The organism is Pseudomonas sp. AN3A02, assembly GCF_011765255.1.
Classification (GTDB): Bacteria; Pseudomonadota; Gammaproteobacteria; order Pseudomonadales; family Pseudomonadaceae; genus Aquipseudomonas.
The window spans coordinates 1739713-1755277 of sequence record NZ_JAARNI010000001.1 but is presented as its reverse complement, the minus strand read 5'-3'; the positions used below and the strand labels follow the sequence as shown (position 1 = coordinate 1755277).

Below are 15565 nucleotides of genomic sequence, written 5' to 3'. Positions count from 1 at the left end.
GCGTCATCAGATCACATAAAACCCATGTGTTCCGTCGCGAGCCAACTGGTCCACCAGGCCGAACTCCCAATCCAGGTAGGCCTGCATGGCTTCCCTCGGGTTGTTGGTGCCTTCGTACGGGCGGCGATAGCGGTCGATGCGCGGTGAAGCGAGGCGGGTTTCGCCTTCCTCCAGGGGCAGTTGCGCGGCGATCCAGCTGGCGGTGCCGCCCTCCAGCAGGAACACCGGTTTGCCGGTCAGCGCTTCGACTTCCGTTACCGCGAGGCGCGCCAGTTGGCTGCTGCCGCAGGTCAGTACGTAGCGTTCGGCAGCAGGCACCTTGCGCAAGGCTTCGGGCAACTGCCCGCGCAACGCCCACCAGGCACCGGGGATATGGCGCTTGACGTAGTTGGCGCTGGCGGTGAAGTCGAGTACCACGGTGTCGCCATGGGCCTGCCATTCGGCGAGTGTCTGGGGGCTGATCAGCTCGGCCTGTGGCGGCGCCGGGACGGGAGCGACCCACGCACCCTGTTCGCTGAAATCCGCAGGTTGCAGGTCATCCAGCACATACACGTCCCAACCCAGCTGTGCGAGCCAGGAGGCAGACATATTGGCGCGCACGCCGTCGTCATCTGCCAGTACCAGCCGAGCGCCGCGCACGCTGGCGACGTGATCGGTTTCCTGCACCAGTTGGCCGCCCGGTGTGGAGCGCGAGCCGGGCAGGTGGCCGGCTTCGAATTCTTCCGGGGTGCGTACGTCGAACAGGTAAGTGGTGCGTGCGGCTTCCTGCTGCCAGCGTTGCAGGTCGGCGAGGGTGGCGCGACCTGCGCGGGCTTTGTCGGCGACTTGGCGGGCGTCTTTGGCGGCGATCTGACGGTGTTCTTCTGAAGTCGGCGCAAAACGTCTAGCCTGGCCGTGTTGCAGTTTTTGCCCGGCGAGGGTCCAGCCGATGGTGCCGTTGCGCAGGGCCGACACCGGGTTGGCGATGCCGGCATTGATCAGCGACTGGGTGCCGATGATGCTGCGGGTACGCCCGGCGCAATTGACGATGATGCGGGTCGCCGGGTCGGGCGCCAGCTCACGGGCGCGCAGTACCAGCTCGGCGCCGGGCACGCTGATGCCGGTGGGAATGCTCATCGTCTGGTATTCATCAAAGCGGCGGGCGTCGAGCACCACCACGTCGGCGTTACTGTCGAGCAAGGCCTGCACTTCTTCAGCCGCGAGGGACGGCGTGTGGCGCTGGCTTTCCACCAACTCGCCAAAGGCCTTGCTCGGTACGTTGACGTCGATAAACAGCTCGCCACCGGCGTTGCGCCAACCGTCCAGGCCGCCTTCCAGCAGGCTGACCTCGGTATAGCCGAGGGCCTGCAAGCGCTGGGCAGCGATCGGCGCCAGGCCTTCGCCGTTGTCGTAGACGGTCACGTGGGTGTCCAGGCGCGGAATGCGTGAGTACACCTCCAGCTCCAGTTTCGACAGCGGGATATTCGAGGCGAACAATGGGTGGGATTCAGCGAAGGGCGCTTCCTCACGCACATCCACGAGGGCGACTTCTTCATGGTCCAGCAGGGCCTGGCGGATCTGGGCGAAGCTGCGGTTCGATGCAGTCATGGGGCAGGGCTCTCTTTGGACAGGGCGTCTTTGGACAAATCCCAGATGTTCGGGAGAAAAGCGTTGGAATAACCGGAGATAAACAGTTTCTCGCTGCCGTCCGGCTGGTACACGGCGCGGCGTACGGCGCCGATGTTGGCGCCGTAGACATGAATGCTGATGGACACCTGGTCGCTGAAGGCATTGCTGACTTGATGGATGTCACCGATCTTTGGCGACACCGCTTCCACCTGGCCGGGCGCAAGCTGGATGCGCTTGCCGTCGGCGATCAACGCGCCTTCAGCGTTACGCTCAAAGCCCTGGGAATACTCGGAACCCCGCAGCATGCCGATCAGCCCCCACACGCGATGGTCATGGATTGGCGTGGTTTGCCCCGGCCCCCATACAAAACTGACGATGCTGAAGCGCTGGCGCGAATCGGCGTGCAGCAGGAACTGCTGATAACGCTCGGGGTTGGGTTGGGCGAATTCGTCCGGCAGCCAGTCATCGTGGCTGACCAGTTGCGCCAGCAGCTTGCCGCCGCGGTGCAGCAGGTCGCCTTCGCGAGGGTTGCCGTCGATCAGTTCCGCCAGGGCGCCAATGAATGCTCTGAGTCTCTCCGGGTGTCGGGCCTGGGTCATGGCAATTCCATCGTGGGTGGTTCAGGGTGATGGCGTTATCTAAGCATAATGTTTGAGCTTAATATGCTGTCTTTTAATGATTAGGTTATAGCTGAAAGTAATTTAGAACCGGCCTGAGTCGTGTGGGTTGTTATCGATCAGCCCGGTGGCCTATCCAGCTACCGGTAATGGAACTATGCTTTTCACACATCTTAATGACTGTTCTCTATGTGCGGCCCAAATGAAAATTGACGATATCGATGCCTTTGTCGAAGTGATTCGTTGCCAGTCCATCAGCCATGCCGCCGAGTCATTGCAGCTGACCCAGCCGGCCATCACCCGTCGCGTGCAGAACTTCGAGCAGGCGCTGGGGGTGGAGTTGTTTGACCGCAACACCAAGCCGCTCAAGCCTACCTTGATCGGTACGCGGGTGTATGAGCAGTGCCGTTCGATCCTTCGGGAAATGGACGCCCTGCGCGAGCTGGTGGCTACCGACGCACCGCCCACGGGCGTTCTGCGCCTGGGCGTGCCGCAGACCATCGGCGACGTGGTGTTGCTGGATGCCCTGAAGCACCTGCGCGGTGAGTTTCCCGAGCTGCGGGCGCAGGTTGCTACCGGTTGGGGAAGCCAACTGGTGGGCAAGATCGAGCGTGGCGAGCTGGACGCGGCGGCGGCGCTGTTTCCGGCGGGCAAGATATTCCCGGATAACATCGTTGGCGAGTCTCTCGGCAAGGTGGAATTGGTGGTGGTGTGTGGCAAGGCTCAACTGCCCAAGAAGCCCTGCAAGTTGGCGGATGTGTACCAGAATGGCTGGATCCTCAACCCGGATGGCTGTGGGTTCCGCGCGGGGTTGCAACGTACCTTGGCGGATCAGGGCCTGGCGTTGCGGGTCAACCTGGAGACCTTTGGCACCGAGTTGCAACTGGGGCTGGTGGCTGACGGGCTGGGCCTTGGGCTGGTGCCACGGCCGTTGCTGGAGCGCAGTGTCCATCGCGATCAATTGGCGGTCATGCCGTTGAAGGACTTCAAGCCGGTGATGGACTTGTGGCTGATCTATCCGCATTTTCTTGGCAACCTGCAAGGGCCGGTGGATGCGTTTGGCAAGCTGGTGGCGGGGTCGTTGCACAAGGTTCGTAATGCGGCTTGAGACTGTATCCGTAGCGAGGGCAGGGGGCATATCCGTTTCTTCGGTTATGGCCGCTATTGGTTCCGCTCTTACAGCGGCTCACTTTTGAAAAGCGCAAAAGTAAGCAAAACGCTCTTGCCCCACCACTCGGCACCTCGCCTGGGCTCGGTGTGCCCTCACTCCGGCTTTGGAGCGTGGGCCGCCGCGATGGGCCATCCTTGGCCCAGCGCGGCTAACCCGGCGTCCTGCCGGGTTACCCACGCTCCAAAGCCTGCGTTCGGCCAGCGTGGTTTAACGGGGCGCCTAAGATCAAGATCAAAAGCAGATCAAGAGCACAGCGGCCTACAGGCCGGCTTGAGTGTGGTGAAGCAACAGCAGAAGCAACAGCAAGATCAGAAGCTAAAGCGGGCACGGTCCAAATGTGGGAGCGGGCTTGCTCGCGAAGGTGGTTAACGATGACGCGGGCATCCTGATTCAACGCGGCGGTCTTAGGTTTTTCGCGAGCAAGCTCGCTCCTACAGAAAAGCAGCTCTGCTTTCGCTCTGGATCTTGCCTCTGCTTCTAACACTCAAGCCGGCCGGTAGGCCGCTGTGCTCTTGCTTTTGATTTTGATCTGCGGGCCCCGTTAACCACGATGGCCGCAAGCAGGCACGGTGGAGCGGGTAAATCGGCAGGGATGCCGATTTAGCCGCGCCGGGCCATGGATGGCCCGTCGCGGCGGCCCGCGGAATCGGGCCGGAGTGCGGGCATGCCGAGCCCAGGCGAGGCACCGAGTGGTGGGGCAAAGACTTTTTGGTTACTTTTGGGGCGTTTGCCAAAAGTGACCCGCTGTAAGAGCGGAACCATAAGCAGCCGTTACCTAAATAACGGATATGTACTCGGTCCACATCCAAATGGGCCACCGAGCCCCGAAGTCGTTGTGTTTTACCCAAGTCTAAGGTCTCATTGGGACCAGCAAAAATCGCACGTAAGGAACAGCACTTGATACGGGAAGAACTGGCGCAATATGGCGGTATCACCGTCATGATTCCGGCCGCAGTGGTGATCGCCGTCTGGCTCTGGTACTCCCGGCCCCAGGCGGTCAAGTGGTGGCTGATGACAATCGCCTGCACCTATTCCATCGTGGCGTTCAGCAAGTTGTTGTTCAAGGGCTGGGGCGTTTCGCTCCAACACCTTGATATCGCCGTGCTCAGCGGTCACGCCATGAATACCTCGTTGATGGTCCCTGTGGCGATAAGCCTGGTAGCCCGTCGCATCAACCCCGATTGGCGCTGGCCCGCGGCTATCTGCGGGCTGTTGATCACTGCGTGGTTCAGCGCTTTTTGCGTCGCGCCCTATATTCATCCGCTCAACGAAGCGCTGGCCGGTGGCTTCTTGGGTGGGATGGCGGCGATCGCTTTTCTATGGCGACTTGAGGTAGTTGACGTGCGGGTTTCCCCATCCTTGATCGGTGGGGGAATGGTGATTCTGTTGCTGAGTGCGATGGTGCCCAAGTACAACGCCGAGAAACTGCTCAACCATGTCGCGGTAGCCGTATCAGGCGCCGATCAGGCCCATCAGGAGCCTTCCTGGCGCGCCTCTTCCATGCCGATGAACGCCGAGTAAGTGGCCAGGTCCAGGGCCAGGTTACTCTCCACCAGCAGCTCCAGCAGTACCGTCTGGCAATTGAAGCGCCGGGCATCGCCACGGCGCTGAGCGCGCTTCATTTGCTTGAACAACGTATCGGTGATGGCTTGCGGTGAGTTGTCTCGCAAGCGATCCAGCCAGTGGGACAGCACCTGGGTGTTGCGCGCATATTGCTCCGCCGGCAGCTGTTCGTTGGGCGCCAGGCCCACAAATCCTTCAAACGCGTCCGTCAGCCTTTTCAAGGCGTAGGCACGTTTCAGGTCCTCATAAATGCTCATGGCCGCTCCTCGGTGCAGGAGATGTTGGCGAGTAACTCGGCCGTCTTCATTTGCATCAGGTGGCTGTCGCCGCGACTCTCCACACACAGGCAAATGGACAGGGGATTGCTCACCTGCAATTTGAAGCGCCAGTCGGCAAAGACCATTGAAAGCCCGCTACAGGATTCGTCGCTGTCCAGTGAATTGCTGGCGTATAAGACCTGCATGCGTTCTACAACGGTGGTTGAACTATTAACCTTGACGTGGATGTTTCCCGAAGAAGGAAACAGGCCGATACGCTCTACCAATAGCTTTGAACTTTTCATGGCCGTCCCTCGCTGTTTATTCAGGTATTACTGTATTCTGAAGAGGCGAAAAAGTAAGGGGATGTTATTTTTAGTCTGCTAATAAGCTGGATGTTATTTTTCGTCTGACTAAGTAGGTTGTCAGCAAGTCATCTGGACTCGGCTGATTTCCGCTAAAGGCAAGTTGATTCGCTGTTCCCGTTGCAGGAAGTTCATCAGCAATACCACGCGTTCTTCTCCATCCATGGCCAGGAAGACGGCCTCAAGTTCGGCAAACGGCCCTTCGTTGATGCGCACGCTTTCGCCTGGCTGCAACAGGGTTGCCACAACGCCCTGATGGTCTCGCTCCTGCAGCTCGCCCACCAGTGCGTCGCTGATAGGCAGCGGATGTGCGCCGAATGCCACGACCCGCGATACCCCGCGGGTCGAGCGCAGGGAGCTCCAGCTGTCCTGCAGGCTCATTTGAATAAACAGATAACCGGGAAACACCGATTCGCGAGTGGTCCTGCGCTGGCCCTTCAACAGCCGTTCGCGTTTATAGGTAGATCGAAAACAGGTGTAGCCCTGACGCTGAAGATGCTCCTCGGCGCGCTCGTCCTGCCGGGATTTGCACTGGACCAGGTACCAGGCTTTGTTGGCGTTTGCGCTCATGGAACTTCCTCTGTTTATATAAAACGATACTCAGCGGTCATGTAATTTAAAGCCGGTGCGTACTGCAAAGTCATGAATGTTATAAATCGTCGGGTTGGTGGGGGTGTTGTTATTTTTCGTCCGGAGATAGTTTTGGGTGAAGTGGGGGTTCCATGGTAATAAATACTGCCGCGAAGTTGCGAAGTTGATGTTATGGCTTCGTGGGGTAATGGATGGCCCGGGGAATAGTGTCTTGTTTAAAAGAGTGTTGATTGTCTGTATCGGCAATATTTGCCGCAGTCCCACCGCGGAAAGCCTGTTGCGTGGCGCACTGAGTCGCTGCGATATCAAGGTCAGCTCGGCGGGCATCGCCGCGTTGGTCGGCAAGCCGATTGAAACCACCGCGCGTGCGGTACTCGAGGCCCATGGTCATCCAGCTATTGAGCACCAGGCCGTCCAGCTGGAGCCACAGGCGATCAGTGAAGCCGACCTGATCCTGGTGATGGAGCGACAGCACATCAGCGCCGTACTCAGCATGGCGCCCGAGGCACGAGGCAAGGTCTTGCTGCTGGGGAAATGGCAAAACGAGCGAGAGATCAGCGACCCCTACCGGCAAGGGAAAGCTGCTTTTGTGCACGCTTATGCGTTGATCGAAGAAGCCGTAAACGCATGGGCGCAGCGTCTCGCACGCTGATCGCCATGACTTTTTGAATCGAAATAAAGGCTAAGAATCCGACTTATGCAGCAAGCGCCAGCAGTCACCGTACGGGAAGACGATAACGAGGAGATTGATCTCCTCGGTCTGTTTGGAACACTGATCGACCACAAATGGTTGATCGCCGCAGTTACCGGCGCCTTTATGCTTACGGGCGCCGCGTATGCGGTGTTGGCTACCCCGGTCTATCAGGCGAGTGCCCTGTTGCAGGTCGAAGCGAAAAAGAACGACTTGCTGGGCTTCTCGGACATCGGCGGCATGCTCGGCAAGGAGTCGCCTTCGGCCACCGAGATCGAGTTGATCCAGTCGCGGTATGTAATTGGCAAAACCGTCGACAACCTGAAACTCGATATCGTCGTACAGCCGATGTACTTCCCGATGGTCGGCGAGTTCCTCGCGCGCCGCTTCCAGAAGACTAACCCCGGTGCAATCGCCGAGCCCTTGCTGGGCCTGGACAGTTTCGCCTGGGGCGGCGAGTCGCTGAAGATTTTCAAGCTGGACCTGCCCGACGGGCAACTGGGCAAGAAGCTGACCCTGACCGTGGGTGAAAATGATCATTTCACCCTGGTGGATGAAGATGACCAAGTGCTGGCGGCCGGCGAGGCAGGGCAACTGATCGAGCAAAATGGCGTCGCGTTCCAGATTGAAGAACTGCGCGCCAAACCCGGCACGCGTTTCCGGGTGATCCGCAATGCACGCCTGACCAGCATCCTCGACTACCAGGAGAACCTGGACGTGGTCGAGCGGGGGAAAGAGTCGGGCATGATCGGCCTGGCGCTGGAAAGCACCGACCCGGACCAGGCGATCAAGATCCTCAATCAGATCGCGGCCATTTACGTGCGGCAAAACGTCGAGCGCACCTCGGCTGAGGCGGCGCAAAGCCTGGCGTTTCTCAAGCAGCAACTGCCGGAAGTCAAGAAGGACCTGGAAAAAGCCGGCAAGGCCTTGAATGAATACCAGACCCGCAGCAAGTCGGTGGACATCACCCTTGAAACCAAGGCAATTCTCGACCAGATCGTGGGGCTCGACACCAGCATCTCCGAGCTGAAGTTGCAGCAGGCCGAGATGGACCGCAAGTTCACCCGGCAGCACCCCGCGTATCGCGCGTTGCTGACCCAGATCGGCGAGTTGACCAGCAAGCAGCAAAGCCTGGCGAGCCGGGTAGAAAGCCTGCCCTCGACCCAGCAGGAGCTGTTGAGCCTGACCCGGGATGTTGAGGTCGGCACGGCCATCTATACCCAACTGCTTAACAAGTCCCAGGAACTGGATGTGATGCGCGCGGGGACCGTGGGCAACGTGCGCCTGATAGACACCGCAGACGTCAATTACCTCAAGCCGATCAAGCCGAAAAAGATCCTGATCGTACTGATCGCTACCCTGCTCGGCGGCTTCCTGGCGGTGACGCTGGTGCTGCTGCGCAAGGCGCTGAATCGTGGCCTGGAAAGCCCGGAGGCTATCGAACAACTCGGGTTGCCGGTGTATGCGTCGATTCCGTACAGCCCGTTGCAAAAAGGTGAAGAAGACAAAATCACCCGCGGCCGTGGACGTACCGATGCCAAGTCGTCATTGCTGGCCATCAGTCACCCTACGGACCTGGCGGTGGAGGCCTTGCGCAGTTTGCGCACCAGCCTGCACTTCGCGATGCTCGAGGCACCCAATAACCGCATCATGATCTCCGGCCCCAGCCCCGAGGTGGGCAAGACCTTCGTCTCGGTCAACCTGGCGGCGGTCATCGCGCAAACCGGGCAGCGCGTCTTGTTGATTGATGTGGATATGCGCCGTGGCTACCTGCACAAAGTGCTGGGTGTGCCGGCCAAGGATGGGCTTTCCGACATCCTCTCCAACCAATGCACCCTTGAAACCGCGATCCACAAAACCGGCATTGAAAACCTCGACATCATCAGCCGCGGGCAGATACCGCCCAATCCTTCGGAGTTGCTGATGCATCGCAACCTGACCGAACTGTTGTCGCAAGTCAGCGAACGTTATGACCTGGTGATTCTGGATACGCCACCGCTATTGGCCGTGACCGACGCGGCGATTGTGGGACGGCAGTCGGGGACCAACCTGATCGTTACGCGTTATGGCTTGAACCCGGCAAAAGAAATCGAGCACACCATTCGCCGGTTTGCCCAGAACGGCATCGTGCTCAGGGGCGCGATCTTCAACGGCGTTGAAAAGAAGGCCTCGGCCAAATATGGCTACGGCAACTACGGGTATTACCAGTACGAGTACCAGGCTGATCGGAGCTGATTCACCACTGTCATTGCAGGATAGAGGTCACGTTCTCAGGAAATGAACGAAAAATCCTGGGGCGGTAGCGTGCCAAATTCAAATCAGCATAAAGAATACCCAGCCATGTTTTACCTGTTATCCCTTATCGCGCTGTCAGCGGGTTTGCTCGCGGCGAAAAATCCAAAATACTCAATTGTGGTGTTTGGGATAATGCTGGCTGTTATTCCCACGGGTAACTCCTACAGCGAAATAATCTCGCTCAAAGGCATCTACTTCTTTGACTTTTACATCGTCGGTGGGCTGGGTGCACTGCTGGTCAGGCAGGTGGTTTCGCAGAAGAAACAACTGACAGTTCCAGGCGGCCTGCTGTTTGGCTGTGGACTCTATGTGGTGTTACTGGCGTGCGGCTTGCTGGAGTCTTCGAACAAGTACCTGTTGAAGGATGTTCGACCTTTTATAATGATTCTGTCGTTTATCGTGCTCTCAAACATCGCGACCCTTGCCGCGAAAACCCTGAAGCTGCAAACCGTGCTTTTGCTATTGATTGCGATGACTGCATTCAACGTGCTGGATATCGCTTGGTTACGGTTGGGCTTGTACAAGTTTCAAGACGTCTACTATGAAGAGAACGCCTACCGGTACCTCGATGGCGGTACGTACGCCGCCGTGGCTTACCTGATTTATTACTTCATAGACCCGCGGCTGTTTGAACAGAGAAAAAAGCTCGCAAGAATTTGTCTGGCGACCTCTTTCATCTGTCTGTTTATCGCCAACTCGCGGTTCATCTTTGTGTCGGTGTTTGCGGCGATCATCATTCACCAATATACCAAGCCGGCCCGCATGATCGGGGTCGCCCTGGCGGGGGCGGTTGTATTGATGGCGTTTATTGGCGTCAGCAATATGATCGGTGCTGATCGAATCAATGACGGTTTGTCGTCTCAGGGCATGGCCGCTCAACTGGCCACTCGCTTCAGCCCCGCGCTGGAGCTGATCCGGGGCATGAACCCGCTGCATTACTTTGTCGGATTGGGCGCGGGAACGCCGTTCGAAATTCCCTGGTTTGAATACCGTGGCCTCGATGACAAGAACTCGAATATCGACAGTGCCTACTTAACGTACTTCGTGAAGTACGGGCTGATCGGCTTGTACTTGTTGTACGTGTTCATTACCTCGATTACCCAGCACATGAACAGCCGGGTGGCGGTCTCGATCGCTGTGTTTTTGGGCGTGATGTTCGTTGTGTCGGCCACGCCTTATCAGCCTTACGCCATCGGGATCGCTTATGGCGCCATCGTCCTGCGCGTCTGTGCGGAACACACGGCCAGGCAACGCAAAAAGCTGCTCAAGCCAAGCCTGCCGCGGATAACCACGCCCTTACAGGTGAATGCCGGATGAACAGCACCGTATTGAAAAAATTCGTCTCCAGTACGGCCTGGAGCTTTATATCCGCCGTCGCTACCAAGGTGTCGGTGGTCATTACCGGCATATTGGTGGCCCGGGTACTGGGCGCCCAATCCTTTGGTGAATACGGCCTGATCCAAAGTGCGATTGTGATGCTGGCCAACGTTGCCGCCCAAGCAACCACCACGGCAACGGCCAAGCATATCGGGCAGTTCAAAGAAAGCAGCCCCGAGAAAACCGGCCGGGGTATCGCCCTGACGCTGATATTTTCGGTGTTTTTCAGCGCGATGATCATCGGGACAGCGCTGTTTTTCCCGCACTTCTTCTCCAGCGTTATTTTGGGCGCAGACAGCCTGAGCGCGGCGTCGCTGATTGTATTGAGCACCATCACGTTCATTATTCTGTCGGGGTGGACCCAAGGCTGCCTGACCGGTTGGGGGCAATACCGCTTGATTGCGACGATCAATGGAATCATCGCGATTGTCGCGATCCCGGCGACGTACTTCCTCACGGTCAAGTTCAGACTCAACGGCGCGCTGCTGGGGTTGGCCGGTTCCCAATTGCTGATCGTGTTCTTCAGCGCACTGGCCTGCTGGAAAATACTCAAGGCCCGGAACACCACGCTGAGCTTCACAGGTGCGATGACTGAAAAGCATGCCGTGCTGTCGGTGGGCCTGCCGGTATTGCTGACGGGCTTGATGGTCGCCCCAATGAACTGGTTCGCCAACAAGTTGTTGGCAGAAACAACTAACGGCCTTGCGGCGTTGGGCATGTACGCCGCCGCCATGCAATGGAACGCGATCTTTTCACATGTCTCTGTAGTATTAGGCTCCGTACTGGTTCCGATGCTGGCTGCAGCGCTGGGCGGTAAAAACCGCAAGCTGGACGCCTTGAACTTTCTGTCAGGCTGGTTAGTGGTGCTGGTGATCATACAGCCGGTGATCATGTTTCCCGAGTTGCTGGCCAAACTCTACGGGAGCAGTTTCCTCGGGCGGGATTTTGAAGTCACGTTGGTGCTGGTAATCCTCGGATCTTTGCTCAGTGCATTCAAGTCGGGCATATCAAGAAAGATGATCGTGATGAACCTGGCTTGGTTCAGCGTCATGAGTAACATTCTATGGGGCCTGCTGTTTATCGCCGGCGCGTTATGGCTCAGGGAGCAGGGCGCAATCGGGATTGCCAAGGCATTCATCGGTTCGCAGTTCATCCACTTCCTGCTGGGCCTGCCTTATTTTGTTTATAAGAAAATACTGCCTTTGGAACTGCTTATTTCTCCCAGGATCCTGATCCTGTGGACATTGCCTTTTATCAGTTTCATAGCCAGCGCCTACGTTGAAAGTGTGCTGTATCGATTGATGATTATGGCGACGATATTTATCTACATTCTTGCAACGACGTTTGCCTTGAATACCGTGTTTAATGACCCCGTGGAAAATGGAAGCCCAGCATGAATGTCAGTAAAGTTTATATCCGGGGTGCATACGGTCCGGGTAACTTGGGTGATGACGTATTAATGCTATGCGTGATCAATATTCTGAAAAAGCGCTTTAAAGAGTCGGATATTGCGGTGGGCGTTGACCATCCGGAGATCGCCAGGAACTTCAACCCGCGCATCAAGTGGCTGCATATCAAGGAACCGGTCAAGGCTGACCTCGTGGTGTTGGGCGGCGGCGGCCAGTTCTTCTCGTTCATCCCGCCGGCCAAAGAAGTCACCGCCACCACCGGTCGACTGGCGAAGGCCTATAAGAGCATCAAGGCTCAAACCGACCTGAAGTCCACGCTGTTACGCCTGTATGTCGGGCTGCGGGGCGGCGTCGACAGAATCTATTTCCATCAGCGTCTGGCGGCGTTCTGTATCGGCCTGGGCCCGTTTGATGGCGGCGGCAAGCTGTTGACCCGTGCCGTCAGCGTGATCAATCGCTGTGACTACATTTCCGTGCGGGACGGTACCAGCCAGCAGCATTGCAATACCTTTGGAAAGAAAGACGTGGAGGTGTACACCGACCCCAGCCTGCTTTCCGATCTGTGGATCTCCAGCAAAGACCTGGAAATCGGCAGCCTCAAGAAGGGCAAATACCTGTCCTTTATCCTGCGCGACTGGCCCCACGACGCGAACGGGCAACAGTTCATCAAGGCGATGGTCAAGGCCGCTGATGAGTTGGCCAAACGTGGCGAGCAGGTGCGCCTGGTCTCGCTCTACAAAGAGCGTGACCAGCACCTGATCGACAAGTACGACACCTTCGAGTGGTTGTGCTGGGACGCCGCCGGCGATACGCCTGAAACCTTCATGGCGAAACTGATCGTTGAGTCCGACGTGATCATCAGTGCGCGGGCCCACGGCGTACTCCTGCCGGCTTCCCTGGGTTTCCCGACCATCGCCGTTGAGATCGAAAACAAGCTGAAAAAAGTCCATGAAATGCTGCCGCACGGCACGAAGCTGGTCAGCGTCCCGGACCCCGACGTGATCATGAGCACCATCAGCGAATTCCGCCAATCGAAAGCGCAAATGGCCGAGCACCTCAAGCAAGAAATTTCCCAGCGATCTTCCATTGCGCAAAAAGCGGTCGACGATTTTTTGAAATGGGTCGATGGAAAATAAAGTGGAGGGGGCAACCGACGTGAAAAAGACAGCCTTGACGCTACTCACTTTGGCGTTCTCTGTGCAGGTGGCCGCGAGCGGCGCAACAGAGGTAAGCGACCGCTGCGAGCAACGCATCAAAAACATCTATCCGTCACTTCCTGATGTGTCGCAGGTGCTCGACGGTGCTCAGGCGCAAAACAGCATCAAGGGCCGCGCCAATTTAACCAACAAAACCTACAGCCAGAAAATCAAGGACATCGCCGTGCATTTTCCCGCCGGCTCGTACGACCCGGGCTCGATGGTTCGGCTCGGATTGCCCTACGGCGGAATCGAATTCAAATCCCCGCTCCCGCAACCGGGCAGGGAATGCCTGGTGCTGACGTACGAGTTGAAGTTCGACGAGAACTTCAATTTTGTAAAAGGCGGAAAGCTCCCGGGTCTCTACGGTGGCACCGGCAATACCGGCGGGAAAATACCCAACGGCCATGATGGCTTTTCCACGCGCTACATCTGGAAAGAGAAGGGCACCGGTGCGATCTATGCCTATTTGCCCACCAGCAAAACATGGGGCACGGCAGTAGGCCTGGGCTCCTGGATATTTACCGTCGGCCAATGGCACAGGTTGGAGCAACTGGTGAAGTTGAATACGCCAGGGCAGGCCGACGGCGTGATTTCGATCTGGTACGACAAAAAACTGGTGCACTCCGAAACCGGATTGACGTTCAGAGACACGCCGGACATCACCATTGATGGCCTGCTGTTTTCTACGTTCTTTGGTGGGAATAACCCGTCTTTCGCCACGCCGGTCAGCACCAATATCCGCTTCAGGAATTTTGTGATGAGTTCCCAGCGCGTGACTGATCCATCAGGGCAGGGTGACTAAGTGAAAAACCTGAAACTGAATATCAAGAAGGCCGCTGTTGCGCTGTTTAATTCGCTGCTCAGCCTGGCGTTGTTTTTCAACCTGAGGCGTTCACTGCTCAGGCTGACCGGATGCCGGGTGGGCGCAAAAACCACGGTTCACCGCAAGGTGGTCTTTTTCACCTTCGGCAACTTCTCCATCGGGAAAAACTGCACGGTCAATTACGACTGCTACCTGGACAACAGGGCGGGTATCCAGATTGGGGATAACGTCAATATTTCCCACAACGCCCGGATTTATACCTTGGGTCACGATATCGATGACCCGATGAGTTGCCTGGTGGGCAAACCCGTAGTGATCGAAGATAACGCATGGATCTTTCCCAATGTGATGGTGATGCCAGGCGTCACCATCGGAAAAGGCGCCGTGGTTTATCCAGGCAGTGTGGTCACGCGCAACGTTGAAGCGTACTCGATTGTGGGCGGCAACCCGGCCAAACATCTTCGCTTCAGGAATAAAAATATTCTGTACCGCGCCGACTTCCCGATTTGGTTTGCAGTGTAAGCCCTTCACTTGCCCCTTCTATTTATGCAGGACTCTGACGTGAAATCATTAATGATCGCATGGATTGGCTATCAACGACGCGCCGATACCATGAAGCAATATTGGGCGTATGACATTCTGCATCTGCCCAACCGGTTCAAGAAGAAGTCGGCACGGCCACTGGACTACTTGATCAAGTCGTTTAAAACCATCAAAACGCTGTTGGCCGGTTCGCCGGAAGTGCTGTGGGTGCAGTTGCCGCCGAGTCCGGTATTGCATATAGCACTGGCCTACAAATTTATATTTAACCGGCGCCTGAAGATTATTGCGGATGCCCACAACAGCTTGTTGCGCAAACAGTGGATAGGCTTTCCGGGCACCGTTTCCCTGTTGAACAGAATCGATGCAGTGGTCGTGCATAACTTTAAGGTCAAAGAAGAGTTAGCAAGCCTTGGCGTCAAGGAAACCAATATTTTTATCCTGGAAGACTTGCCGTGTGATTTTCCGGCGGCGGCCGCCACTGAGCGCGAGACGCCCTATGTGCTGTTTCCGTGCTCCTTTGATATCGATGAGCCGATAGAGATCGTGATCAACGCCGCCCGGGAAATGCCCGATGTCGACTTTCTGATCACCGGCAAGCACCAGGGCAAGTTGTCCGAAGAGCTCGTGGCGTCACTTCCCGCGAACATCAAGCTGACCGGCTTCCTCAGCAAAGCGACGTTCGAACAGCTGCTGTGCAACGCGAATGTGGTGCTCGGCCTGACCACCCGCGACAACGTGCAGTTGAGCGTGGCCAACGAAGCGGTCAGCGCCGGCAGGCCGATGGCGCTCTCGAATACCACGGTACTGCGCTCGCTGTTTTCCGAAGCCGCAGTGTTCGTGGACACCATGAACCCGCTGTCCATAAAGGCCGGCGTAGCGCAGCTCATCGCCAATCAAGAAATCTATAAAGAGAAATCAGCCTTGCTCAAAACCAAGCGAATAGCCCGCTGGAAAGGCCAGGCACAACAGTTAAGAACTGCCGCCACTATTTAATGATGTCTATTACACCTGACAGGAAGGGAACCGTCATGAGTCAATCAAGTGATGTTTTATTGA

General features: G+C 57.1%; 15 protein-coding genes. 10 read left to right on the top strand and 5 right to left on the bottom strand.

The features are described 5' to 3' along the window. Window positions 1-6: 6 nt before the first annotated feature. Together HBJ59_RS08080 and HBJ59_RS08075 are read right to left on the bottom strand one after the other, a co-directional pair. Window positions 7-1587: a rhodanese-related sulfurtransferase gene (locus tag HBJ59_RS08080; protein ID WP_167663204.1), complete on the bottom strand. Its 1581-nt coding sequence runs from the start codon at window positions 1585-1587 to the stop codon at window positions 7-9. After that, window positions 1584-2207, bottom strand: a complete 624-nt coding sequence (locus HBJ59_RS08075) for a cysteine dioxygenase (RefSeq protein WP_167663203.1) — start codon at window positions 2205-2207, stop codon at window positions 1584-1586. The genes HBJ59_RS08080 and HBJ59_RS08075 overlap by 4 nt, the downstream gene beginning before the upstream one ends. Before the next feature lie 220 nt (window positions 2208-2427). On the opposite strand from HBJ59_RS08075, the gene HBJ59_RS08070 reads away from it, so the two are divergent. After that, window positions 2428-3333 carry a LysR family transcriptional regulator gene (locus HBJ59_RS08070; protein WP_167663202.1) on the top strand — a complete coding sequence of 302 codons (906 nt, stop codon included), beginning with the start codon at window positions 2428-2430 and terminating at the stop codon, window positions 3331-3333. A gap of 960 nt (window positions 3334-4293) precedes the next feature. Next, entirely contained in the window at window positions 4294-4917 is a 624-nt protein-coding gene (locus HBJ59_RS08065; RefSeq protein WP_167663201.1) for a hypothetical protein, read from the top strand. Here HBJ59_RS08065 and HBJ59_RS08060 read toward each other — a convergent pair. The 3 genes from HBJ59_RS08060 to rfaH form a co-directional block, all read right to left on the bottom strand. Beyond that, window positions 4869-5216, bottom strand: coding sequence for a hypothetical protein (locus HBJ59_RS08060; RefSeq protein ID WP_076017017.1), 348 nt, complete (start codon window positions 5214-5216; stop codon window positions 4869-4871). The genes HBJ59_RS08065 and HBJ59_RS08060 overlap by 49 nt on opposite strands. Beyond that, entirely contained in the window at window positions 5213-5521 is a 309-nt protein-coding gene (locus tag HBJ59_RS08055) for a phosphomannomutase (protein WP_256576961.1), read from the bottom strand. The genes HBJ59_RS08060 and HBJ59_RS08055 overlap by 4 nt, the downstream gene beginning before the upstream one ends. 120 nt (window positions 5522-5641) lie before the next feature. After that, entirely contained in the window at window positions 5642-6151 is a 510-nt protein-coding gene (gene rfaH / locus HBJ59_RS08050; RefSeq protein WP_167663200.1) for a transcription/translation regulatory transformer protein RfaH, read from the bottom strand. A 232-nt stretch (window positions 6152-6383) separates the two neighbouring features. Between rfaH and HBJ59_RS08045 the strand changes: the two genes are divergently transcribed. The 8 genes from HBJ59_RS08045 (at window position 6384) to HBJ59_RS08010 (ending at window position 15502) form a co-directional block, all read left to right on the top strand. Continuing rightward, on the top strand, window positions 6384-6824 hold the full coding sequence (locus tag HBJ59_RS08045; RefSeq protein ID WP_167663199.1) for a low molecular weight protein-tyrosine-phosphatase: 441 nt from the start codon (window positions 6384-6386) through the stop codon (window positions 6822-6824). A gap of 45 nt (window positions 6825-6869) precedes the next feature. Then, window positions 6870-9098, top strand: coding sequence for a polysaccharide biosynthesis tyrosine autokinase (locus HBJ59_RS08040; protein ID WP_167663198.1), 2229 nt, complete (start codon window positions 6870-6872; stop codon window positions 9096-9098). Window positions 9099-9203: 105 nt separating this feature from the next. Continuing rightward, a complete protein-coding gene (locus HBJ59_RS08035) occupies window positions 9204-10475 on the top strand; it encodes a DUF6369 family protein (RefSeq protein WP_167663197.1) in 1272 nt (423 codons plus the stop codon). Further along, window positions 10472-11932 (top strand): oligosaccharide flippase family protein, encoded by a 1461-nt coding sequence (locus HBJ59_RS08030; RefSeq protein ID WP_167663196.1) that lies wholly within the window; start codon window positions 10472-10474, stop codon window positions 11930-11932. The genes HBJ59_RS08035 and HBJ59_RS08030 overlap by 4 nt, the downstream gene beginning before the upstream one ends. After that, on the top strand, window positions 11929-13080 hold the full coding sequence (locus HBJ59_RS08025) for a polysaccharide pyruvyl transferase family protein (protein ID WP_076017023.1): 1152 nt from the start codon (window positions 11929-11931) through the stop codon (window positions 13078-13080). The genes HBJ59_RS08030 and HBJ59_RS08025 overlap by 4 nt, the downstream gene beginning before the upstream one ends. After that, on the top strand, window positions 13070-13945 hold the full coding sequence (locus tag HBJ59_RS08020) for a polysaccharide lyase (RefSeq protein WP_256670791.1): 876 nt from the start codon (window positions 13070-13072) through the stop codon (window positions 13943-13945). The genes HBJ59_RS08025 and HBJ59_RS08020 overlap by 11 nt, the downstream gene beginning before the upstream one ends. Continuing rightward, window positions 13946-14488, top strand: coding sequence for an acyltransferase (locus tag HBJ59_RS08015; protein WP_167663195.1), 543 nt, complete (start codon window positions 13946-13948; stop codon window positions 14486-14488). It begins immediately after the preceding gene. Between the two features lie 51 nt (window positions 14489-14539). Beyond that, entirely contained in the window at window positions 14540-15502 is a 963-nt protein-coding gene (locus HBJ59_RS08010; protein ID WP_167663446.1) for a glycosyltransferase family 4 protein, read from the top strand. Window positions 15503-15565: the final 63 nt, after the last annotated feature.